General features: G+C 61.1%; 19 protein-coding genes. 7 read left to right on the top strand and 12 right to left on the bottom strand.

Translation table 11 applies throughout. From position 1 onward, the window contains the following. Positions 1-6: 6 nt before the first annotated feature. Positions 7-1,467, top strand: coding sequence for a D-alanyl-D-alanine carboxypeptidase/D-alanyl-D-alanine-endopeptidase (gene dacB / locus BM70_RS0100840; RefSeq protein WP_025854241.1), 1,461 nt, complete (start codon positions 7-9; stop codon positions 1,465-1,467). Between the two features lie 193 nt (positions 1,468-1,660). On the opposite strand, the gene BM70_RS0100835 is transcribed toward dacB, so the two are convergent. Beyond that, positions 1,661-4,057, bottom strand: a complete 2,397-nt coding sequence (locus tag BM70_RS0100835) for a GGDEF domain-containing protein (RefSeq protein WP_025854240.1) — start codon at positions 4,055-4,057, stop codon at positions 1,661-1,663. Positions 4,058-4,189: 132 nt separating this feature from the next. After that, positions 4,190-6,454: a bifunctional 23S rRNA (guanine(2069)-N(7))-methyltransferase RlmK/23S rRNA (guanine(2445)-N(2))-methyltransferase RlmL gene (gene rlmKL / locus BM70_RS0100830; RefSeq protein WP_025854239.1), complete on the bottom strand. Its 2,265-nt coding sequence runs from the start codon at positions 6,452-6,454 to the stop codon at positions 4,190-4,192. Between the two features lie 532 nt (positions 6,455-6,986). Here rlmKL and rmf point away from each other — a divergent pair. Then, positions 6,987-7,202, top strand: coding sequence for a ribosome modulation factor (gene rmf / locus BM70_RS32040; protein ID WP_002553055.1), 216 nt, complete (start codon positions 6,987-6,989; stop codon positions 7,200-7,202). A 181-nt stretch (positions 7,203-7,383) separates the two neighbouring features. Here the strand turns inward: rmf and BM70_RS0100825 are convergent, their stop codons facing one another. From BM70_RS0100825 to sctC, 5 genes are all read right to left on the bottom strand, one after another. Then, positions 7,384-8,409 carry a quinone-dependent dihydroorotate dehydrogenase gene (locus tag BM70_RS0100825; RefSeq protein WP_025854238.1) on the bottom strand — a complete coding sequence of 342 codons (1,026 nt, stop codon included), beginning with the start codon at positions 8,407-8,409 and terminating at the stop codon, positions 7,384-7,386. Between the two features lie 86 nt (positions 8,410-8,495). Continuing rightward, positions 8,496-8,957 (bottom strand): transglycosylase SLT domain-containing protein, encoded by a 462-nt coding sequence (locus BM70_RS0100820; protein WP_025854237.1) that lies wholly within the window; start codon positions 8,955-8,957, stop codon positions 8,496-8,498. Next, positions 8,950-9,369, bottom strand: coding sequence for a winged helix-turn-helix domain-containing protein (locus BM70_RS0100815; RefSeq protein WP_025854236.1), 420 nt, complete (start codon positions 9,367-9,369; stop codon positions 8,950-8,952). The genes BM70_RS0100820 and BM70_RS0100815 overlap by 8 nt, the downstream gene beginning before the upstream one ends. A gap of 144 nt (positions 9,370-9,513) precedes the next feature. Beyond that, entirely contained in the window at positions 9,514-9,741 is a 228-nt protein-coding gene (locus BM70_RS0100810; RefSeq protein ID WP_025854235.1) for a FliM/FliN family flagellar motor switch protein, read from the bottom strand. Between the two features lie 15 nt (positions 9,742-9,756). Then, positions 9,757-11,214, bottom strand: coding sequence for a type III secretion system outer membrane ring subunit SctC (gene sctC, locus BM70_RS0100805; RefSeq protein ID WP_025854234.1), 1,458 nt, complete (start codon positions 11,212-11,214; stop codon positions 9,757-9,759). A 249-nt stretch (positions 11,215-11,463) separates the two neighbouring features. Here sctC and BM70_RS0100800 point away from each other — a divergent pair, with 249 nt between their 5' ends. From BM70_RS0100800 to cobA, 5 genes are all read left to right on the top strand, one after another. After that, on the top strand, positions 11,464-12,690 hold the full coding sequence (locus tag BM70_RS0100800) for a CmpA/NrtA family ABC transporter substrate-binding protein (protein WP_025854233.1): 1,227 nt from the start codon (positions 11,464-11,466) through the stop codon (positions 12,688-12,690). 13 nt (positions 12,691-12,703) lie between these two features. After that, positions 12,704-13,279 (top strand): ANTAR domain-containing response regulator, encoded by a 576-nt coding sequence (locus BM70_RS0100795; protein ID WP_015885342.1) that lies wholly within the window; start codon positions 12,704-12,706, stop codon positions 13,277-13,279. A gap of 209 nt (positions 13,280-13,488) precedes the next feature. Next, positions 13,489-14,700, top strand: coding sequence for a NarK/NasA family nitrate transporter (locus tag BM70_RS0100790; protein WP_025854232.1), 1,212 nt, complete (start codon positions 13,489-13,491; stop codon positions 14,698-14,700). Continuing rightward, positions 14,700-16,370, top strand: coding sequence for a bifunctional protein-serine/threonine kinase/phosphatase (locus BM70_RS0100785; protein WP_025854231.1), 1,671 nt, complete (start codon positions 14,700-14,702; stop codon positions 16,368-16,370). Before BM70_RS0100790 ends, BM70_RS0100785 begins: the two co-directional genes overlap by 1 nt. 26 nt (positions 16,371-16,396) lie before the next feature. Beyond that, positions 16,397-17,140 carry a uroporphyrinogen-III C-methyltransferase gene (gene cobA / locus BM70_RS0100780; protein ID WP_025854230.1) on the top strand — a complete coding sequence of 248 codons (744 nt, stop codon included), beginning with the start codon at positions 16,397-16,399 and terminating at the stop codon, positions 17,138-17,140. A 60-nt stretch (positions 17,141-17,200) separates the two neighbouring features. Here cobA and BM70_RS0100775 read toward each other — a convergent pair whose 3' ends face one another. The 5 genes from BM70_RS0100775 to BM70_RS0100755 all read right to left on the bottom strand — a co-directional run bounded on the left by BM70_RS0100775 (position 17,201) and on the right by BM70_RS0100755 (position 21,120). Further along, positions 17,201-18,181 (bottom strand): OmpA family protein, encoded by a 981-nt coding sequence (locus BM70_RS0100775; protein WP_015885346.1) that lies wholly within the window; start codon positions 18,179-18,181, stop codon positions 17,201-17,203. Between the two features lie 107 nt (positions 18,182-18,288). Continuing rightward, positions 18,289-18,879, bottom strand: coding sequence for an RNA polymerase sigma factor SigX (gene sigX, locus BM70_RS0100770; protein WP_010208495.1), 591 nt, complete (start codon positions 18,877-18,879; stop codon positions 18,289-18,291). An 86-nt stretch (positions 18,880-18,965) separates the two neighbouring features. Next, the gene (locus BM70_RS0100765; RefSeq protein ID WP_003175519.1) at positions 18,966-19,790 is read right to left on the bottom strand and encodes a mechanosensitive ion channel domain-containing protein; all 825 of its coding nucleotides are present in this window, start codon (positions 19,788-19,790) and stop codon (positions 18,966-18,968) included. A gap of 2 nt (positions 19,791-19,792) precedes the next feature. Continuing rightward, positions 19,793-20,038, bottom strand: coding sequence for a hypothetical protein (locus tag BM70_RS0100760; protein WP_025854229.1), 246 nt, complete (start codon positions 20,036-20,038; stop codon positions 19,793-19,795). 86 nt (positions 20,039-20,124) lie between these two features. Continuing rightward, the gene (locus tag BM70_RS0100755) at positions 20,125-21,120 is read right to left on the bottom strand and encodes a zinc transporter ZntB (RefSeq protein WP_025854228.1); all 996 of its coding nucleotides are present in this window, start codon (positions 21,118-21,120) and stop codon (positions 20,125-20,127) included. Positions 21,121-21,136 lie beyond the last annotated feature (16 nt).

Below are 21,136 nucleotides of genomic sequence, written 5' to 3'. Positions count from 1 at the left end.
CTTCTTATGATCAAATCTTTGCGTTCCGTCTTGCTCGCCGGTCTTCTCCTTCCGCTGGCCTTTTCCACCTCCGCTGCCCCCGTCAACAACACCCTGCCGCCCAATGTTCAGCAGGCACTCGCCAAAGCCAAGCTGCAAAACACTGCGCTGTCCCTGGTGATGATTCCCCTGAACGGCCCCGGCACGCCTACCGTATTCAATGCCGACGTGTCGGTGAACCCGGCCTCGACCATGAAGCTGGTCACCACCTACGCGGCCCTGGAAATGCTCGGCCCCAACCACCAGTGGAAAACCGAGTTCTACACCGACGGCACCCTCAGCGGTGGCGTGTTGCACGGCAACCTGTACCTCAAGGGCGGCGGCGACCCCAAGCTGAACATGGAAAAACTCTGGCTGCTGATGCGCGACCTGCGCGCCAACGGTGTGCAGCAAGTCACCGGTGACCTGGTGCTGGATCGCAGCTTCTTCAACCAGCCGCTGTTGCCGGAATTCAACGACGATGGCAACGACGAGAACAAGCCGTTCCTGGTCAAGCCGGACGCGCTGCTGGTCAACCTCAAGGCCCTGCGCTTCGTGACCCGCAATGACTCCGGCCGGGTGCTGGTATCGGTCGAGCCGCCGATTGCGAGCATCCGCATCGACAATCAGGTCAAGGTCTCCAACGCCAAGCAGTGCACCGGCGACGTGCGCTACAACCCGGTCACCGCCGCCGATGGCAGCGTGACAGTAACGGTCAGCGGCCAGTTGGCCGATGGCTGCAGCTCGCAGACTTACCTGTCGTTGCTGGATCACGCCACCTACACCGCCGGTGCCGTGCGGGCGATCTGGCAGGAACTGGGCGGTACCATCCAGGGCCGTGACATCCAGGCCCCCGTGCCCAAGGATGCCAAGGTGCTGGCCCGGGCGTTCTCGCCGGACCTCGCGGAGATCATTCGCGACATCAACAAATACAGTAACAACACCATGGCCCAGCAGCTGTTCCTGAGCCTGGGTGCGCAGTTCCGCAACGATGCCGATGGCGACGATGCCAAGGCCGCGCAACGTGTGGTGCGCCAGTGGCTGGCGAAGAAAGGCATCACCGCACCGCACCTGGTGATGGAGAACGGCTCCGGCCTGTCCCGTGCCGAACGGGTCAGCGCTCGCGAGATGGCGGCCATGCTGCAAGCCGCGTGGAAAAGCCCTTACGCCGCCGAGTACATCAGCTCGATGCCGATTGCCGGCACTGACGGCACCATGCGCAAACGCCTGAAGACCACCGCCATGCGCGGCGAAGCCCACGTCAAGACCGGCACCTTGAACACCGTGCGTGCCATCGCCGGGTTCAGCCGCGACAACAACGGCAACACTTGGGCCGTGGTAGCGATCCTCAACGATCCGAAACCCTGGGGGGCTTCGTCGGTGCTGGACCAAGTGCTGCTCGACCTGTACCGCCAGCCGAAGGTGGTGGCGGCCGCACCGGTCCTCTAAAACGCCGCACCGGTCCTCTAAAACAGAGCTGGCTACTGTGGTGAGCGGGCTTGTCCCGCGCTAGGGCGCGAAGCGGCCCCACTAAGAACACCACGGTGAATCAGGCATTTCTCAGCGCCTGCCAGGGGGCTGCTTCGCAGCCCAGCGCGGGCAAGCCCGCTCACCACGCCCGAGCATCAAACAACAAGCCAAGTCAGCAAACCGGGGGCGCTTCGACCCGGTCGCGGCCGCCCTGCTTGGCCACGTACACCGCCGAGTCGGCGCGCAGCAGCAGCCCGTCGATGCCTTCATCCACCCGCCAGCTGGCTACACCAAAACTGGCGGTGACGATGCCCACCGGCTCCATCGGCACACTGCGCAGCGACGCCCACAACTCCACCGCCAGGCTGTAGGCCTGATCACCATCCGTGTGGGGGCACAGCACCATGAATTCCTCGCCGCCCAGCCGGCAGAACACATCGGTGCGGCGCAGGCGCTGGCTGATGCGCTTGCACAGTTCCTGCAATACCCCATCCCCCACGGCATGCCCATGCTGGTCGTTGATGCGCTTGAAGTGATCGATATCGAGCATGATCACCGACAGTGCCCCCGAGGTGCGATTGAGCCGCACCATCTCGGCCTTGAGACGATCCTGGAAATAGCGACGGTTGTGGATGCCGGTCAGGGAGTCGGTGATGGACAGCGCGCGCAGCTCTTCTTCCACGCGCTTGAGATCGGAAATATCCGACACATAGCCATGCCACAGCGTACCGCCTGCGGGTAACTCTTCCGGGGTCGCCTCGCCACGAATCCAGCGCAGGCCCCGCTGCGGCAACAGCACCCGGTACTCCTCACGCCAATGGCTCAACTGCAACGCCGACAGGCGGATGGAGGCACGCACTCGCTCGGCATCCAGCGGATGGATACGCTCGAAGACTTTCTTCGCATCCTGCTGCAGCACGCCGGGCTCGATCTCATAGATATCGCGCATGCCGTCGCTGGCGTAGATGAATTTCCAGTTGTCGTGGGGCTCCAGGGTAAACTGGAAGATTCCGCCGGGCACATGGGCACTGAGTTTCTTGAGCAGGCGGTCCCGGACAGCCAAGGCTTCGTAGGCGCGCTTTTGTTCGGTGACGTCCAGGTAAATCGCCAGGTGGCCGATCCACAAACCATGGTCGTCCAGCAACACCGTGGCCAGCATGTTCACGGTCAACGGGCTGCCGTCCTGGCGGATCAGGGTCCATTCACGGGCTTCGTGCAGGTTCTCCGGGCTTTCCACCAGCATCGCCTGGCTTGCGGGAATGCGCTTGCCCACGGACACGCTGAGGCTGGCGGACCGCGCTTCGAGTTCCGCCGCCAAGTGCAGGCTTTCCAGGGTGTGCGTGCCCACCACATGTTCGGCCTTGAACCCCAGCATCTGTTCCGCACCGGCATTGAAGGTGTTGATGACACCCCGCAGGTCCGTGGCAATGATCGCGACCTGGGTGGCCGCATTGAGCACGCTGCGCAATTGACCATGGGCACCGCGCAACTCCTGCTCACGCAGGCGCAGTTGCACGGTGCGTTGCTCTACCAGTTTCAGCGCGCGCTGGCGCTGGCTCACCAGCACATAAAGCAAGGCACTGAGCAGCAGGCTGAGCAAGCCGCCCATGGTCAGCACCGTGGACAGCGAAGAGTGATTGGCCTGGTCGAACACCTGGCTCGGGCGCAGTTTCAGGGCGTACACATGGTCGCCCAACGTGAGGCGACGCGCGCCGGCAAGGTCACTGTCGCCGACCCCATTGTTGGACTCGTAGAGCACGCGTTGCTGCAGGTCGGAGGTGTCGACGATCTGCATCACCAGGTTATCCCGATCCGACTTGGGCAATCCGTCGGCCACCAGTTGGCGCATGCTGATCACCGCCATCACATAGCCGTAGGGCTCGTTCTGGGATTGCCCGGACGTAGGCAGGTGGCTCACTGGCGCGACCAGTAAAACCCCGGTGGCATAGGCCGGTTCTACGCCTACCAATTGCATCGGCTGGGAGACCGCCAGCCTGCCGGTCTTCTGCGCGCGCTCAAGGGTCGAACGCCGCAGCGGCTGGGCCAACAGATCAAAGCCAAGCGGCGCCCCCAGCAGGCTTTGGGTCTGGCTGTACAACACCGGCACGTATTCATCGCGTTCGGGCGCAGGCGCCAGTTCACCGGTCGAATTCAGTTCACGGATAACGAAAGGCATGCCGCGCTGGGCAGATACCTCCTGTTCGAACTGGCTGCGCTGCTCGCGGTACACCCGGGGCGCCCAGGAATAAGCGCGGGCGCGCAGCAACAAGGGCTCGGCAAAACCGTCGAACTCTTCACGGGATACACCATCGGAATTGACGAAGAAACGCCGCAGGCTGTTCAGCCGTTGCTCCTGGTCTTCGAAGCGTTCCTGCAGACGGGTGTAGCGCTCATTGACCAGCAACTGAAAGCGTTGGCGTACCTGTTGCTGATAGAGGTCGGATGCCGCCCAGGCGACAATCGCCGTCAAGGCAAACCCTGCCAATAACACCACCAATGCCACCAGCCAAGCCGACGCCTGCTCACTGATAAAGCCTAGGATTTTCGGGCGAACGGCTTGCAACGGCATAGGCAACACTCACAACGCCAGCGTGCGGGGGGTGTCACTTTGGCTAGGCCTTAAGTTATAGCCATCGGCCCTGAATTTGACCAGCGCAAAACACCTGTAGGAGCGAGCTTGCTCGCTCCTACAGGGGCGTGATCAGCGTGCGGTGATTTTCCACGCCCGGTGAATCTTCGCATTGCGTGCAAAATCCGGGTCGATGGTCTTGTCGCTGATTTCCTCGACCGCATAGCGTTCGCTGAGGTTGTCCTCCAGCGCGAACTTGCGGAAGTTGTTCGAGAAGTACAGCACCCCGCCCGGCGCCAGGCGTGCCATGGCCAGGTCGAGCAACTGCACGTGGTCACGCTGCACGTCGAAGATGCCTTCCATGCGCTTGGAGTTGGAGAAGGTCGGCGGGTCGATGAAGATCAGGTCGAACTCATCACGGCTGGCCTCCAGCCACGCCATCACATCACCCTGCTCCAGGCGGTTCTTGTCGGAGAAACCGTTGAGGGAAAAGTTGCGGCGCGCCCAGTCCAGGTAGGTTTTGGACAGATCGACACTGGTAGTGCTGCGCGCGCCGCCCTTGGCCGCATGCACACTGGCAGTGGCGGTGTAGCAATACAGGTTGAGGAAGCGCTTGCCGGCGGCTTCTTTCTGGATGCGCAGGCGCATCGGGCGGTGGTCGAGGAACAGGCCGGTGTCCAGGTAGTCGGTGAGGTTGACCAGCAGCTTGACGCCGCCTTCGCTGACTTCGGTGAACTTGCCCTGCGCACTCTGGCGCTCGTACTGCTTGGTGCCGCTCTGACGCTCGCGACGCTTGACCACCACGCGGCTCTTGTCGATGTTCAACGCTTGGGGAATGGCCGCCAGCGCATCGAACATGCGCGCGGAAGCTTTCTCCGGGTCGATGGACTTGGGCGCCGCGTATTCCTGCACGTGTACCCAGTCGTGGTACAGGTCGATGGCCATGGAGTATTCCGGCATGTCGGCATCGTACACGCGGTAGCAATCCACGCCTTCGCGCTTGGCCCACTTGCCCAGCAGCTTGAGGTTCTTCTGCAGGCGGTTGGCAAACATCTGCCCGCCTTCGCTCAAGCGCGCCTGCTCGACCACGGGGGCCGGGGCGGGTTTGATCGGGTTGCCGTTCTTGTTGTACTGGCGCTCTTGCGGTTCGGCCGGGGCTTGATCGTAAGCGGCTTGCTCACGTTCGGCCTGGCGCTGCTCCGGGGTGCGACGCTCGCCGGTGACGAACTGATCCGGGTTGACCTTGATCAGCAGCAACTTGCACGGCAACGCGCCGTTCCAGAACGAATACTGCTTGTGGCTGCGAATCCCCATGCGTTTGCCCAGGTCCGGCGCGCCGGTGAACACCGCCGCCTCCCAGCCCATGCACGCCTGGCGCAGACGCTCGCCGAGGTTCTGATAGAGGTACAACAAGCTGGCTTCGTCACCCAGACGCTCGCCGTACGGCGGGTTGCAGATGACCAGGCCTTTCTGATTCTGGTCCGGACGCGGCTCGAAGGTGCCGACTTCGCCCTGATATACCTTGATCCAGTGGCTCAGGCCGGCACGTTCGATGTTGTTGCGCGCAGGCTGGATCAGGCGTGGGTCGGCTTCGTAGCCACGGATCCACAACGGCGACTTGTTCATGCCGATGGCGGCACGCTCAGCGGCTTCGGCGTGCAGCTTTTTCCACAGCGCCGGGACGTGACCGAGCCAAGTGGTGAAGCCCCACAGCTCGCGGTTCAGGTTGGGCGCCATGTCCGCGGCGATCATCGCGCCTTCGACCAGGAAGGTGCCCACACCGCACATCGGGTCACTCAGCGCACCGCCTTCAGCGGCAATGCGCGGCCAGCCGGCACGGATCAGGATCGCGGCCGCCAGGTTTTCCTTCAACGGTGCCGCGCCCTGCTGCAGGCGGTAACCGCGCTGGTGCAGGCTGTGGCCGGACAGGTCGAGGGACAGGATGGCTTCGCCACGGTCCAGGCGCAGGTGAATGCGCAGGTCCGGATTGATCTTGTCGATGGACGGGCGTTCGCCGGTCGGAGTGCGCAGCTTGTCGACGATCGCATCCTTGACCTTCAGCGCGCCAAAGTGGGTGTTGTCGATGCCCGAGCCGTGGCCGCTGAACTCAACCGCCAGGGTGCCATCGGGCACCATGTGGTCGGCCCACTCGATATCCAGTACGCCGTGATAGAGGTCTTCGGCGTCCTTCATCGGGAAGCGCTTGAGCACCAGCAGCACGCGGTTGGCCAGGCGCGACCAGAGGCATAGGCGGTAGGCGGTTTCCATGTCGGCCATGCCGCGCACGGCCGAGGTGTGCTCGCGGGCTTCCTCAAGGCCAAGCCCGACGGCTTCCTCGATCAGCAGGCCTTCGAGGCCCTTGGGGCAGGTGAGGAAGAGTTCAAAACGGTCCGACATGGGGCATTCCAGGCTTTTCAGCAATAAATGAACGGGCGACGCATCGCCGGCTCGGTTTTCAATCAAGCACTTTTCTTGAAGAGTGCTCGCGTGGCACGAATGTGCCGTCCCACCCCGCCTGGCGAGCCTTTGGGCCTTTATTGACGGGGCAGATGGAGAATTTGCAGCAACAAAAAGAAATATTCCGACCCTTCGTCGAATAATAACCGACTGCAACGGGCGGACATTCTCACTAAAGGATTAAACCCATCCTCTTTGCAGGGTGCATCATAGCTGGCTTTGCCCAATAAATGGGGCGAAAAGCCATCCCAGCTTATGGCTATAGCATCATTATCGTTACGTGCTTATGACAAAACGATCATTGAATCCATGTGACCTATTGGTTAGAACTCAACACAGGTTGGCGCCGTAACGACGCCGACACATAGGCTCGCCACGCCGGCAGCGAGCCCACCAACGGCAGAAAAACTCTGCCCGGCCTCGGACGAGGCCGAAGGATATCAAGACAGTCAACAAGTGAGGGAAACACCCTATGAGAAGACTTAAGCGTGATCCGTTGGAAAGAGCATTTTTACGCGGATATCAATATGGCGTTCATGGCAAATCCCGTGAGCTTTGCCCATTTACTCTACCGTCGGTACGCCAAGCCTGGATCAACGGCTGGCGAGAAGGACGCGGCGACAACTGGGACGGTATGACTGGCACTGCGGGCATCCACAGACTCAACGAACTTCACGCCGTCGGCTAATCAAGGGCAATTAATTCCGACACCACCTTTGAATTTGTAACGACTTACCATGCACGCCCCATCCGGGCGGCGGGCTTCGGCCCAGGGGGCTCCTTTTAAGGAGCCCTTTTTATTGCCTGGGCGGTGGCGCCTTCGCAATGGCAGGTGATCCTCCGTACGCCATCGCCGGCAAGCCGGGCGCCTACCGGCTCGGTAACGCGGCGATCGCATCCACCGACTGGCGAATCAGCGCTGGCCCCTTGTAGATGAAGCCGGAGTACAACTGCACCAGGCTGGCACCCGCGGCAATCTTCTCGGCCGCATGCTTGCCTTCGGTAATGCCGCCGACCGCGATGATCGGCAAGCGCCCGGCCAATTCGGCAGCCAGTACCTTGACGATATGCGTGCTCTTGTCACGCACCGGCGCACCCGACAAGCCGCCCGCTTCGTCGCCGTGAGACAAGCCTTCGACGCCTGCGCGACTGAGGGTGGTGTTGGTCGCGATCACCGCGTCCATCCCCGAATCCACCAGGGCCTGGGCCACCAGCACGGTTTCTTCGTCGCTCATGTCCGGGGCAATCTTGATCGCCAACGGCACACGCTTGCCATGACGCACGGCCAGGTCTTCCTGGCGCTGGCGCAAGGCTTCGAGCAGTTGCTTGAGGGAGTCGCCGAACTGCAGGCTGCGCAGGCCCGGCGTGTTGGGCGAACTGACGTTGACGGTGACGTAGCTGGCGTGGGCGTAGACCTTGTCCAGGCAGATCAGGTAGTCATCCACCGCACGCTCAACCGGCGTGTCGAAGTTCTTGCCGATATTGATGCCCAGGATCCCCTTGTACTTCGCCGCTTGAACCCGCGACAGCAAGTGATCGACACCCAGGTTGTTGAAGCCCATGCGATTGATGATCGCCTCGGCTTCCGGCAGGCGGAAGATACGTGGCTTGGGGTTGCCCGGTTGTGGTCGCGGGGTCACGGTGCCGATTTCGACAAAACCGAAGCCCAACTGCGCGAAACCATCGATGGCAGCGCCATTTTTATCCAGGCCAGCCGCCAACCCGACCGGGTTGGGGAAATCGAGCCCCATCACCGATACCGGCATTTTTGCCGGTGCCTTGCATACCAGGCCATTGAGCCCCAGGCGACCACCAGCACCGATCAGGTCCAGGGACAGATCGTGGGAGGTTTCCGGGGAGAGTTTGAACAACAGCTGGCGGGCCAGGGTATACATGGGCGGGCTAGACTCGGGTGGCGGCGAAAGGTGACGGCGATTATAGCCGGGGTGACGGCGAGCGCGCGAGGCGTGAACCTCAATCATCAATAGCGATGCGCGACCAATTGCTCATAATACGCCCAGATTTTCTGCGCGTACTGCATGCGCAACGCCTCACGCTCGGGCCCGGCCCCTGGCCCGACGTTATAGGCGCCTACCGCTGTCCAGTTGTAGCCAAAGCGCTGGATGAACTCGGCGAGAATCGAAGCACCCACCTCAACCGACAGGCAGGGCTCATTGAGCAACCGATCCTCGGTAATGCCTTGCTTGAGCAGGCGCGGCAAGTGGGTGCTGTTGATCTGCATCAGGCCGATGTCCCGGGTGCCATTACGGTTGGTGTGATTCATTGCCTGCGCACGGAAGCCCGACTCTACGGCGGCGATCGCTTGCAGCAACTCCGGCTCGATATTGTGGTGGCTGGCAGCCTGCTCCCAGCAAAACGCCAATGCGTGATTGCCGACCATCATCACGCTCAACGCCAAGCTCGTGCTCCAGAACCTAGTCATGTTTCACCGAGCCATGTTTCACCGAGCCGTGGCTGAGTTGGCCGCAGGACGAGCACACATGCTCCATGCGGCCTGGCGCATGGCCCTCGGCTCGCACCGGGCAGGTAAAACGATAGCCGCGACCGTAGATGGTCTTGATAAACCCCTTGTCGGCACCAAGGTACTTGCGCAGCGAGTAGATGCAGCGAGTCAGCGACTCCTCGGCAACCTCCCCCTGAGGCCAGGCCAGTTCCAGCAGCCGATCCTTGGTCATCAGCACGCCCCCCGACACCAGCAGCAGCCGCAACACCTGCCACTCCTTGGGCGGTAACTGAACGTCCGATACCGTGCCTGTCAGGCGACCATCGCCGTGCAGGGTCCAGCATGCAAAAACCAAAGGGGTCGCCGTCCCTCCTTCACTCACAACAGCCATTGCTACCTCGGCATCCGACTACTGACATTGAAGTCCTCATGTTCATTACTGACTCAGGTCACGACTATAAGAACCTGCCTCAAGACTCACGCTAGGAAAAAACCCATATATCCAGCGGTTTTGGAGACCGTGCCGTAAGACGTTTCACCGCTCACCGTTTCCAGGCAGCCACGCCTGATACACCTCGTGCAACTCTACCCCCAGCCGGTCCTCCAATTGCACCAGCTCGCCCAAGGCCATCAACTGCCCATTAACCCGAATCTCTACGCAATGGGTTATCTGCGGCGCCAACGGCAGTACCTTCCCAGGTGCAAAGGCCGCCAGGCGTCGGCGGCTGATCAGTTGTTCCTGTAGCAAAATTTCCAGATGCATGGGTTACCACCTTGCTCACGGTGAGGCATCGCGCCCCTGCCGAACAAACGCACGCTGAACACGCTCGTATTGCGTAGCCGTCAAGGGGGGTGGCCCTGTGGCCTCCCCCTTCAACTCGCCGTCCAGGGCCCTGGCCTGGATCACAAACAGCCGCACTTGCGCCGGACGACCAGGCCCTCGTCCTTCTGCCCCGCGATCAAATGCGCCCAGCCACAGGCGTCTGCCCTGAGGTACTCGCACCACACTGTTGACGTTCACTCGCCCCACTGCCGTGTTTTTTTCACGCGGCCCCTCCTCACTCATCTGACGCCCTTCTTCAACCTCAAGGCGCATCTCGATCTGGTTGTTTTCGACGAAACGCGGCAGCACGCTGACCTGGGTGCCATAACGCACCGGTTTCCAATCAGCTCGGTCGCTGCCGGGGGAAGACAGATAGAACGTGTGGTTGTCCTGAAACACCGCGGGAACATTCTCCTGAGTGAGAATCACCGGCAATGGGCTCACCCTCGCTCGTCGACGACGCTCCAACGCGCCAATCCTGGCCATCAGTTGGCTGTCGTCCAGCGGGGTCAGGACTCGGGTGGGTGAGGCATTGGCCTCCCCATCCCAGTCCAGCCCCAGTTTCTTGAGTTCAGTGCGCTCCACATCCACCCGCCACAGCGAGACCTGGATGGGCCGCTTGGGTATGTCGAGTTCCGCCACCAGTTTCTGGATAAAACTCACCTGCGCCGGCTTGCCCTTTATCAGCAGGCTGTTGCTGTCCGCATAGGCGATCACGCCAAGGCTTTTGTCGGACAGCAACCCCTGATGCTCGCTGGCCAGCAGCGTCTCAACCATCGACGCCATCCCCGGCACGGTGATCGGGCTGTCGCGCGTGCCGTACTGTCGGTCAGCTACATCGGTGTTGAGCACTTGAATGACGGCAAAGGCCTGCTTGCCCACCCGCAGATCAGCGCGTTGCCGGTCCATCAATTGGGCCAGGCGCAACACCTGGTCGACGTAATTCGGTGGACCCGACACATAAAATGTTCGCCCTCCACTTTCACGCAGGGGATGGCGTGACTCGTCAATGCCCGAGCGGCGCATGAGGCTGCGCAGCCTGTCGACGGAAATGTGCCGCAAGGTCACCACCGAGCGCTTTGCCTCATCAGCGTCATAGACATAGAGCGCTTGACCGTCGCCATACCAGATCAACCCCTGTTGCAGGGCGAGCGCCTCCAGGGTCTGCTGTGGCGTATCAAAATCCAGCGCGGCGCTGAGGCGCTTACGTGCCACCGCCTGGCTGACAACGATCGGCAACCCGAGCGGCTCCGACAGTGCGGTCAACACGGTATGCAGGCTTTCGTCCCTTGCCTGGTAAAGCTCGCCCCAGGCCAGCGCACTTTCCGACACCAGCGCGGCAAACAGCGCGGCAAACAATAACCACCGGAAAAACCGGAAGCGGGGCATCGTTGCAGGGAAGTCGGCGTGCACCGTGTGGTTTCCTGGGCGGTCTGGCATTGAAAGTGCCGCCATACTGAAAGGCTGCCCGCTTTCAATCTTGATGGAAAGTTGACGACTGCCCGGCCTCGCCGCCCGTGGCATGTGCCTTGCTACGGACTCTGTATCAGAGCCCGCGCCAACGGCGGAGCGTGCTTACGGACAAAGGCGTCGTTACCCGCATTGGCTTGTATCGCCATCTGAGGGAACGACGCTTTTTTTTGAATGAAAAGGTAGGTGTTGATGAACGATTCGGCAGGCGACAGCCCGATGAACGACCCGCTGGCCTGGGTCAACGGCAGTGATGCCCCGGAAAAAAGCAGCCTCGACCTGGGTTTCATGGCCTTGAGCGACTGCGCCTCGCTGGTCGTGGCGGCCACCCAGGGTTTCGCCCAGCCCTATGGCCTGACCCTGAACCTCAAGCGCCAATCGTCCTGGGCCAACCTGCGCGACAAACTGGTCAGCGGCGAGCTGGACGCCGCCCACAGCCTGTATGGACTGATCTATGCCGTGCACCTGGGCATCGGCGGCGTCGCGCCCACCGACATGGCCGTGCTGATGGGGCTCAACCAGAACGGCCAGAGCATCAACCTGTCCCACGGCTTGCAACAGCAAGGGGTGATCACTCCTGAGGCGCTGGACCGCCACGTGCACCAAAGCCGAACAAAACTGACCTTCGCCCAGACCTTTCCCACAGGCACCCACGCCATGTGGCTGTATTACTGGCTGGCAAGCCAAGGCATTCACCCTTTACAGGATGTGGACAGCGTGGTGGTCCCGCCCCCGCAAATGGTTGCGCACCTGCAAGCCGGACGCATCGATGGCTTTTGCGTCGGCGAGCCCTGGTGCGCCAGCGCGGTGAAACAAAACCAAGGGTTTACCCTGGCGACGACCCAGGCGATCTGGCCGGACCATCCAGAAAAGGTGCTCGGCTGCACTCAGGCGTTTGTCGATCAGTACCCCAACACGGCTCGTATTCTGGTGATGGCGATCCTGGAAGCCAGCCGGTTTATCGAAGAAAGCAGCGAAAACCGCAGTTCCACCGCGCAATTGCTCAGTGGCCGCGAATACCTGGACGCCCCACTCGACTGCATCGAGCCACGCCTGCTGGGCGCCTATGACGATGGCCTGGGCAACCAGTGGCAGGATCCCCACGCCCTGCGCTTTTTCGCCGGTGGCGAGGTGAACCTGCCCTACGTCTCCGACGGCATGTGGTTCATGACCCAGTTCCGCCGCTGGGGCCTGTTGCGCGAGGACCCCGACTACCTGGGCGTTGCCCGCCAGGTGCAGCAACTGGCGCTCTATCGTCAAGCGGCCAACGCGCTGGGCATCGCCGACAACGGCAAGGATATGCGCAGCAGTCAGCTGATCGACGGCAAAGTCTGGGACGGCTCCGATCCCACCGGCTATGCGCGCAGCTTCCGCCTGCACGCCATGGCTGATCATTCCAGCCGCCATGCCTTGCGCTGACAGGAGGCCCACGATGCTGCGAATCCTCCTGATCAACGACACCCCGCGCAAGGTCGGCCGCCTCAGGGCTGCGCTGATCGAGGCCGGTTTTGAGGTGATCGATGAGTCCGGCCTGACCATCGACCTGCCCGCGCGCGTCGAAACGGTGCGCCCGGATGTCATCCTGATCGATACCGAGTCACCGGGCCGCGATGTGATGGAGCAAGTGGTCCTGGTCAGTCGCGATCAACCGCGTCCCATCGTGATGTTTACCGATGAACACGACCCGAATGTGATGCGCCAGGCGATCAAGTCCGGCGTCAGCGCCTACATCGTCGAAGGCATCCAGGCCCAGCGCCTGCAGCCGATCCTCGACGTAGCCATGGCTCGCTTCGAAAGCGACCAGGCCTTGCGCGCTCAGCTCCAGGCGCGGGACCAGCAATTGGCCGAGCGCAAGCGCATCGAGCTGGCCAAGGGCATGCTGATGAAAATGAAAGATTGCAACGAGGAAGAGGCCTACACCCTGATGCGCCGCCAGGCCATGAGCCGCCAGCAGAAGCTGATCCAGGTGGCGGAGCAGATTATCGCCATGAGTGAGTTGCTGGGCTGATTTGGCGCAGCTCTTGCTAAGTAAACATCACAGGTAGCCAACGGCGGTTGCCCCTCCACGACAAAGACGTCGCACACCCGGTTTGCCCTCGCGAACCCGGTGGCGGCGTTTTTTCGTTTTGGCCCCGCGAGCGGGGCCGGTGGGGCGGCTTTCGCCGGCCGTTCCATCACCAGGCCTTCTTACAAGACTCCCAACCGTTGAGGTGCGTGATGAAATCAAGCTTCTGGAAATCCGGGCACACCCCGACCCTGTTTGCCGCGTTCCTGTATTTCGACCTGAGCTTCATGGTCTGGTACCTGCTGGGCCCCTTGGCGGTGCAGATTGCCAACGACCTGCACCTGACCACCCAACAGCGCGGCCTGGTGGTGGCGACGCCGATCCTCGCAGGTGCGGTGCTGCGTTTCCTGATGGGCATGCTGGCGGACAAGCTGTCACCCAAGGCCGCCGGGCTGATCGGCCAGGTGATTGTGATCGGCGCCCTGTTCGGCGCCTGGAAATTGGGAATCCACAGTTACGAGCAGGCCTTGCTGCTGGGCGTGTTCCTCGGCATGGCCGGCGCCTCGTTTGCCGTCGCGCTGCCGCTGGCCTCCCAATGGTACCCGGCCGAGCACCAGGGCAAGGCCATGGGCATCGCCGGTGCGGGCAACTCCGGCACGGTGTTCGCCGCGTTGCTGGCGCCTGTACTGGCGGCTGCCTTTGGCTGGAGCAACGTCTTCGGCTTCGCGCTGATCCCGCTGGTGCTGACCCTGATCGTGTTTGCCTGGCTGGCGCGCAATGCCCCTGAACGGCCCAAGGCCAAGTCCATGGCCGACTACTTCAAGGCGCTGGGCGATCGTGATAGCTGGTGGTTCATGTTTTTCTACAGCGTGACCTTCGGCGGCTTTATCGGCCTGGCAAGCGCCCTGCCCGGTTATTTCAACGACCAGTACGGCCTGAGCCCGGTGACCGCCGGCTACTACACCGCTGCCTGCGTGTTCGGCGGCAGCCTGATGCGCCCACTGGGCGGCGCCCTGGCGGACCGCTTCGGCGGCATTCGTACCCTGCTGGGCATGTACAGCGTGGCGGCGATCTGCATCGCGGCGGTGGGCTTCAACCTGCCAAGCTCCTATGCGGCGCTGGCTCTGTTCGTCTGCACCATGCTCGGCCTGGGTGCGGGCAATGGCGCGGTATTCCAATTGGTGCCGCAGCGCTTCCGTCGCGAAATCGGCGTAATGACCGGCCTGATCGGCATGGCCGGCGGCATCGGCGGCTTTGCCCTGGCGGCCGGCATGGGCGCGATCAAACAAAGCACCGGCAGTTATCAGATGGCGCTTTGGCTGTTTGCCAGCCTCGGCGTGTTGGCCTGGTTCGGCCTGCATGGCGTGAAACGTCGCTGGAGAACCACCTGGGGCTCGGCCGCCGTGACGGCTGCGCGGGTCTGATGAGCCTGCAACTGAGCGTCGCCTATGCCAGCGCCATCGGCCCACGGGAGGAAAACCAGGACGCCCTGCGGGTGGTGACCCCTGTCGCCGAACTGGCGGCGAGCAAAGGCTATCTGTGCGCGATCGCCGACGGCGTGAGCCAGTGCGCCGATGGTGGCCTGGCTGCGCGCTCGACCTTGCAGGCGCTGGCGCTGGATTACTACGCCACACCGCAAACCTGGGGCGTGGCCCAGGCCCTTGAGCGTCTATTACTGGCACAGAATCGCTGGTTGCAAGCCAATGGCGGTGGCCAGCCGTTGCTGACCACCCTCAGCGCCCTGGTGTTTCGTGGCCAGCGCTTTACGTTGGCGCATATCGGCGATTGCCGGGCGTATCGCTGGCTGGATGGCGAATTGCAGCGCATCACTGAGGATCACGTGTGGGAACAGCCGGGCATGCAGCATGTGCTCAAGCGCGCCCTTGGCCTGGATCAGCACCTGGTACTGGATTTTCTCGACGGTCAGTTGCGCGAAGGCGAATGTTTCCTGCTGCTCAGTGATGGCGTGTGGGCAACCCTGGGCGATCACAGCATCGAGGCGATTCTGCGCGAACAAACCGACCTGGAGCCGGCCGTCAATACTCTGGTGAACGCCGCACACCTGGCCGGCAGCCAGGACAATGCCAGCGCCCTGCTGGTACGCGTCGACACCTTGGGCGCGGCCACTCTCGGCGATGCCCTCGTGCAGTTGCAGCAATGGCCACTGCCACCAACCTTGAAAACCGGGCAACACTTTGAAGGCTGGCAGGTGGAAAGCGTCTTGGCGCAAAGCCGCCAGTCGTTGCTGTATCGAGTGCGGGATGCCCAGCAACAGCCCTGGCTGCTGAAAACCCTGCCGTTGAGCCGTGACGATGACAGCGATGCCGGCCAGGCCTTGCTGTCGGAGGAATGGTTTCTACGCCGGGTTGCCGGGCGGGCATTTCCTGAAGTCCATTCCGGCAGCGGGCGCCAGCATTTGTACTACGTGATGCGGGAATATCCCGGCCAAACCCTGGCCGAACTGTTCCAGCATCACGGCCCACTGCCCCTGGCGCAATGGCAGTCGATAGCCGAACGCTTGCTGCGGGCGGTGGGCATGCTGCATCGACGGCAGATCCTGCACCGCGATATCAAACCGGAAAACCTGCTGCTGGGGGATGACGGTGAACTGCGTGTATTGGACTTTGGCCTGGCGTATTGTCCGGGCCTGTCAGAAGACCGCGCCCACACACTGCCGGGCACGCCAAGCTATATCGCGCCCGAGGCGTTCAATGGTGAACGCCCTACGCCCCAACAGGATTTATACAGCGTGGGTGTCAGCCTGTATTACCTGCTGACCGGGCATTACCCCTACGGTGAAATCGAAGCCTTCCAAAGGCCCAGGTTCGCCCAACCTGTAAGCGCCAGCCGCTACCGCCCTGACTTGCCGGATTGGCTGCCACTCAGCCTGGAACGGGCCGTGGCTGCCCACCCGGACAACCGTTATGAAACCGCCGAAGAATGGCTACGGGTGCTGGAACAAGCTGAACGCCAGGAACTGAGCATCCGCCCCAGACCATTGCTGGAACGTGAACCCTTAAAGGTCTGGCGCGCGCTCGGACTGATGTCGATGCTGATCAACCTGGTGTTGTTGTACTCACTCTTTCACCGCTGACGTCATCCCTGGACGAGGAACACCCTATGAATGCAAAAGTCTGGCTGGTAGGCGCAGGTCCCGGCGACCCGGAGCTGTTGACCCTCAAGGCCGTGCGAGCCCTGCGCGAAGCCGACGTGGTGCTGATCGATGACCTGGTGAACCCGGCGATACTGGAACACTGCGTTGAAGCGCGGGTGATTACCGTGGGTAAACGCGGTGGCTGCCGATCGACGCCACAGGATTTTATCCATCGCCTGATGCTGCGCCATGCGCGCCAGGGCAAATGCGTGGTGCGGCTCAAAGGCGGCGATCCATGCATTTTCGGGCGCGGCGGTGAAGAAGCCCTGTGGCTGCGTGAGCGGGGCGTCGAGGTGGAGTTGGTCAACGGCATTACGGCGGGGCTGGCGGGCGCGACGAATTGCGCGGTACCGCTGACATTGCGTGGGGTAAGTCGTGGCGTGACCCTGGTCACGGCGCATACCCAGGACGACAGTCGCCTGAATTGGCGTGCCCTGGCCGAGGGCGGGACAACCCTGGTGGTGTATATGGGTGTGGCGAAGCTGGAGGAGATCCGCCAGCAATTGCTGGACGGCGGAATGGCGGCGGATATGCCGGTGGCGATGATCGAAAACGCATCGCTGCCCCAGCAACGCGAATGCCGCAGCGAGCTGGCACGTATGCATGAAGATGCACAGGCATTTGCCTTGAAGAGCCCGGCGATCCTGGTGATCGGCCGTGTCGCCGGCAGCGAACAGGCCGCCTACCTCGCAGCAGCGGCCAGCGCCTGAGGCAAATTCCAGGCGAAAAAAAGCCCGGCCTAAGCCGGGCTTTTTTCTACCACTCAGTCATTACTGAGCTTGAGCTTCTACCGACGCTTCTACGCGACGGTTAACAGCACGACCAGCTTCAGTTGCGTTGTCAGCAACTGGGCGGGATTCGCCGTAACCTACTGCGGTGATGCGGCTAGGAGCAACGCCGTCTTTAACCAGGACTTGCTTAACAGCGTCAGCACGACGCTGGGACAGCTTCTGGTTGTAAGCGTCTGGACCTACGGAGTCAGTGTGACCAGCAACTTCTACGTTGGTAGCTGGGTACTGAGCCATGAAGTCGGCCAGGTTTTTCACGTCGCCGTAGCTGTTAGGCTTAACAACCGACTTGTCGAAGTCGAACTTGACGTCCAGCTCAACACGAACAACCTGAGCGACTGGAGCTTCTGGCTCTGGAGTTGGCTCTGGAGCTGGTGCTGGGGTAGGAGCTGGAGCAGCTGCGCCAGCGTTACCGCCGAAGTTCACGCCCAGGCCAACCAGTGCGGAGTAGTCCCACTTGCCGTTGTCCAGGCCGTAGTCAGCTTCAACACCGGCACGAGCGTACAGGTTGTTGGTGAAGTAGTACTTCACGCCAGTACCAACGGTAGCGAAAGTAGTCTGGTCGCGACCGCTGTGGCCGTCAGCCTGAACGTTGGTACGGCTCTGGTGACCGAAACCGCCTTCTACGTATGGACGCAGGCTGTCTACGCCAGCTTGACCGAAGTGATACTGGGCAACCAGGCTGCCGGTATCGCCTTTGATCTTCTGGTTACCAGTACCGTCGTTCGAACGGGTGTGGTTGGTTTTGTCGTAGGACAGGTTCAAGGACAGGTCGTCGGTCAGGAAGTAACCGATGCGAGCGCCAGGATTGAAGCCGTCTTCGATGTGCTTGACGCTATCGTTGTACTGCTTCTTGTAGAACAGCTCGCCTTCAACTGCGCCTTGGCCTTGTGCCAGAACGCCGAAAGAAGTAGCGGCAATAAGAGAACCAATGGCCAAGCCCAAGGTGTTTTTCAGTTTCATCCGTTAAATCCCCATCTGGTGATTGTAAAGCAGTCCCACAAACCGGGGGACAACTCGGCGACAAGTCTAACAGAACTTGCCTACACGTAAGAGATATTTGCCACGCACTAAGTTTCAGTCTCGCCCGCAAATTTCTCACGTAATTTATCAAGAGCACGTTTGTAACGCATTTTTGTAGCACTCAAACCCATGTGCATGATGTCAGCGATTTCCTGGAATTCCAGCTCTGCGACAAATCGTAGCACCAGAATTTCCCGGTCAATCGGGTTCACATACACCAGCCAGCGATCAAGCCCGCCCTTCTCCTCGGGTGCCGGCGCCTTTTCTTCAGACGCCTCCTCGAGGGGGTCAAGACTCAAAGCGTCCATCAAGCGACGCTTTCGCCGTTCCTTCCGATACTGCGTGATGCACTCGTTGTACGTGATGCTGTATAGCCATGTCTTGAACTTCGATTTGCCCTCGAAGTTCTTCAGGCCGTACAACACCTTGAGCATCACTTCCTGACAGACATCATCCGCATCTCTATCGTTCCCTAAATACCTTGAACAAACGTTGAACAAAGTGCGTTGATATCTGCGCATCAATTCTTCGTACGCGCGAGTTACGTGAAACAGCTCCGTGTGCGAGCGCGCGACCAACTCCTCATCAGAGAGCTCACGGGGGTCATAGCGCGTGGACAGCGTTTGGGCTTTATTCAAAACAAGTCGTGCCGACAGTCAGGTCAATGTCCGCCACGCCCGGTCAGCCGGGCCAGCGGCGGCGTACATTAGCAGGGTTTGCCGGGTTAGCGGCTACTGACCTGCTGCTCCAGGAGAATCCGATTGGACAACGACACCAGGTCGCCGTCATCGGTCAGCACCGTCGTCTTGACTGTGCCGATCTCCTCGATTTGCCCTTCGACCTCGCCTACACGCACCTGTTGCCCAACCTGATACAACTCACGCACATAGATTCCCGCAAGAATCTGACCGGCAATTTCCCGGCTACCCAACCCCATGGCCAGCGCAACGGCCAGACCAACGGTAATCAAAACGATCACAATCACGTGGTTGAGCAGGTCAGTCTTGACCTCCAACTGGCTGATCGCGACCGAAATACTGATGATGATCACCAGCCCCTGGGCAATCCGTCCCAGGCCGGCGGCATAGTCCAACCCCACGCCTTCAGCGGCGCCACGCACTAGCCCATTGGCCAGTTGTGCCAGCAAAACGCCTACCAGCAGTACCAGCGCGCCGCCGAAAACTTTCGGCAAATACAGCGCCAGCATGTCGAGCGTAGCTGAAACTCGCTCAAGTCCAAGGGATTGAGCCGCAGAAACCAGAAAAATCAGCAAAACAAACCAATAAACGATCTTGCCGATCAATGTCGAGATCGGTACCTGCAGCCCCGCACGCCCTAACAGCTTGGTCAGGCCGGTGCCCGCCATCAGCCGGTCCAGGCCCAGTTTAGCCAGCAGTTTGGACAGCAGGGTGTCGAGCAGCTTGGCCACGACAAACCCCAGCAGCACCAGCACCAGGGCACCAAACAGGTTGGGAATGAAATTCGCCACCTTGGTCCACAATGCGGTCATCGCGGTGACCAGGCTCTGGGTCCAGAGATCAAGTTCCATATTCAATCAGCCTTATCAGCAGTGCGAGCAAGAGGTTTACGACGGGAAACGGGCGATACGTGGGCCGAACCATTGTTCAGGGCCATCATCAGTGCCGGTACCCAGCGGCCGAGCAGACCGAACAGGTCTCCCGCACCGACCTGGCGGTTGGCGGTTTTCAACACGCGACCCAGGCAGGCATCGTCGTCCCGGTTGGACGGCGAGGCATTGAGCATGTCACGCAAAGACTGTTCGAACGGATCGTGCATAAAGACCTCTCGCAAGTGTTTTAAAAGACGAGGGTAAAATTCTTGGGGTCACATAAGACCCTTCCTACGTTCAGGTCATATTCAGCTCAAACCCAGCGCAATCGTCGAAAAAGCCACCATTGTCCAAGTGCGACCGAGACCATCAACAGGCACGCCACCAGGAATCCATAGGGGCTGGCAGAGAACGGAATCCCGCCCACATTTATGCCCAGCAAGCCGGTGAGAAAACTCATTGGCAGGAAGATCCCGGTGATGATCCCGAAGCGGTACATGGTGCGGTTCATGCGTACGCTCAAGCGCCGGTCTTCGGCCTCAAGCACAAGCCCCACGCGCTCTCGAGTCAATTCGAGCTCTTCCAGATAGCGGGTCAAACTGTTGTTCAATTCGTTCCAGTAGTCGGCATCGTCATCGCAGAACCACGGCAATTTGATCCGCGTGAGCTGGGCAAAAATATCCCGCTGCGGGGCGAGGAATCGCTTCAGCCCAGCCGCCCGTCGACGGATCTGCAAAATACTGCCATGTTCCGGAGTATACCGTTCGTCGGTATCGAGTTTTTCTTCCTCTACGTCGACGATTTCGGACAAGTCCGAGACCAGGTCCTGCACTTTATGGGTGAGGTACTGGGCCATATAAAGGATGAGTTCAGAGGCCGTCTTCGGCCCCTTGCCATCCGCCAGTTGCACCAGCAGTTCGTCAGTGGCGCGCAACGGGCGCAAACGCAGGGAAATCACCCGGCTGGCCGCGGCGAAGATACGCACGGACACCATGTCTTCCGGCTCAGCGCCCGGGTTGAGGTTGATTCCACGCAGGAACAGCAACAGCTCCGAGTCCGGCAATGGCAACAGGCGCGGGCGGGTGTTCTCCTCCAACAGCAGATCACACGCGAATTCGCTCAAGCCGCTGGATTTGCGCAGCCAGGTCTGGGTTTGCGGGTGACTGCGATCCCAATGCAGCCACAGGCTTTCCTGGGGCTGCAGTTGCAAGTCGTCGAGCTCGGTCCGGGCAATCGAACGCGCACCGCCTTTACCGTCCAGCACCAGGGCATGCACCAGCCCCCATTGCGCGTTTTCTTCCTCGAACATCCTTACCCCGTCGGTT

This window comes from Pseudomonas sp. CHM02 (assembly GCF_000612585.1).
In the GTDB taxonomy this organism is placed as follows: domain Bacteria; phylum Pseudomonadota; class Gammaproteobacteria; order Pseudomonadales; family Pseudomonadaceae; genus Aquipseudomonas.
The sequence above is the reverse complement of the archived record's forward strand: the minus strand, read 5'-3'. Positions and strand labels throughout refer to the sequence as shown.

Bases quoted from the DNA above. Each gene is read 5' to 3' on its own strand.
- dacB (WP_025854241.1), top strand. From the start codon at position 7: ATGATCAAATCTTTGCGTTCCGTCTTGCTCGCCGGTCTTCTCCTTCCG.
- BM70_RS0100835 (WP_025854240.1), bottom strand. From the start codon at position 4,057: ATGCCGTTGCAAGCCGTTCGCCCGAAAATCCTAGGCTTTATCAGTGAG.
- rlmKL (WP_025854239.1), bottom strand. From the start codon at position 6,454: ATGTCGGACCGTTTTGAACTCTTCCTCACCTGCCCCAAGGGCCTCGAA.
- rmf (WP_002553055.1), top strand. From the start codon at position 6,987: ATGAGAAGACTTAAGCGTGATCCGTTGGAAAGAGCATTTTTACGCGGA.
- BM70_RS0100825 (WP_025854238.1), bottom strand. From the start codon at position 8,409: ATGTATACCCTGGCCCGCCAGCTGTTGTTCAAACTCTCCCCGGAAACC.
- BM70_RS0100820 (WP_025854237.1), bottom strand. From the start codon at position 8,957: ATGACTAGGTTCTGGAGCACGAGCTTGGCGTTGAGCGTGATGATGGTC.
- BM70_RS0100815 (WP_025854236.1), bottom strand. From the start codon at position 9,369: ATGGCTGTTGTGAGTGAAGGAGGGACGGCGACCCCTTTGGTTTTTGCA.
- BM70_RS0100810 (WP_025854235.1), bottom strand. From the start codon at position 9,741: ATGCATCTGGAAATTTTGCTACAGGAACAACTGATCAGCCGCCGACGC.
- BM70_RS0100800 (WP_025854233.1), top strand. From the start codon at position 11,464: ATGAACGATTCGGCAGGCGACAGCCCGATGAACGACCCGCTGGCCTGG.
- BM70_RS0100795 (WP_015885342.1), top strand. From the start codon at position 12,704: ATGCTGCGAATCCTCCTGATCAACGACACCCCGCGCAAGGTCGGCCGC.
- BM70_RS0100790 (WP_025854232.1), top strand. From the start codon at position 13,489: ATGAAATCAAGCTTCTGGAAATCCGGGCACACCCCGACCCTGTTTGCC.
- BM70_RS0100785 (WP_025854231.1), top strand. From the start codon at position 14,700: ATGAGCCTGCAACTGAGCGTCGCCTATGCCAGCGCCATCGGCCCACGG.
- cobA (WP_025854230.1), top strand. From the start codon at position 16,397: ATGAATGCAAAAGTCTGGCTGGTAGGCGCAGGTCCCGGCGACCCGGAG.
- BM70_RS0100775 (WP_015885346.1), bottom strand. From the start codon at position 18,181: ATGAAACTGAAAAACACCTTGGGCTTGGCCATTGGTTCTCTTATTGCC.
- BM70_RS0100765 (WP_003175519.1), bottom strand. From the start codon at position 19,790: ATGGAACTTGATCTCTGGACCCAGAGCCTGGTCACCGCGATGACCGCA.
- BM70_RS0100760 (WP_025854229.1), bottom strand. From the start codon at position 20,038: ATGCACGATCCGTTCGAACAGTCTTTGCGTGACATGCTCAATGCCTCG.
- BM70_RS0100755 (WP_025854228.1), bottom strand. From the start codon at position 21,120: ATGTTCGAGGAAGAAAACGCGCAATGGGGGCTGGTGCATGCCCTGGTG.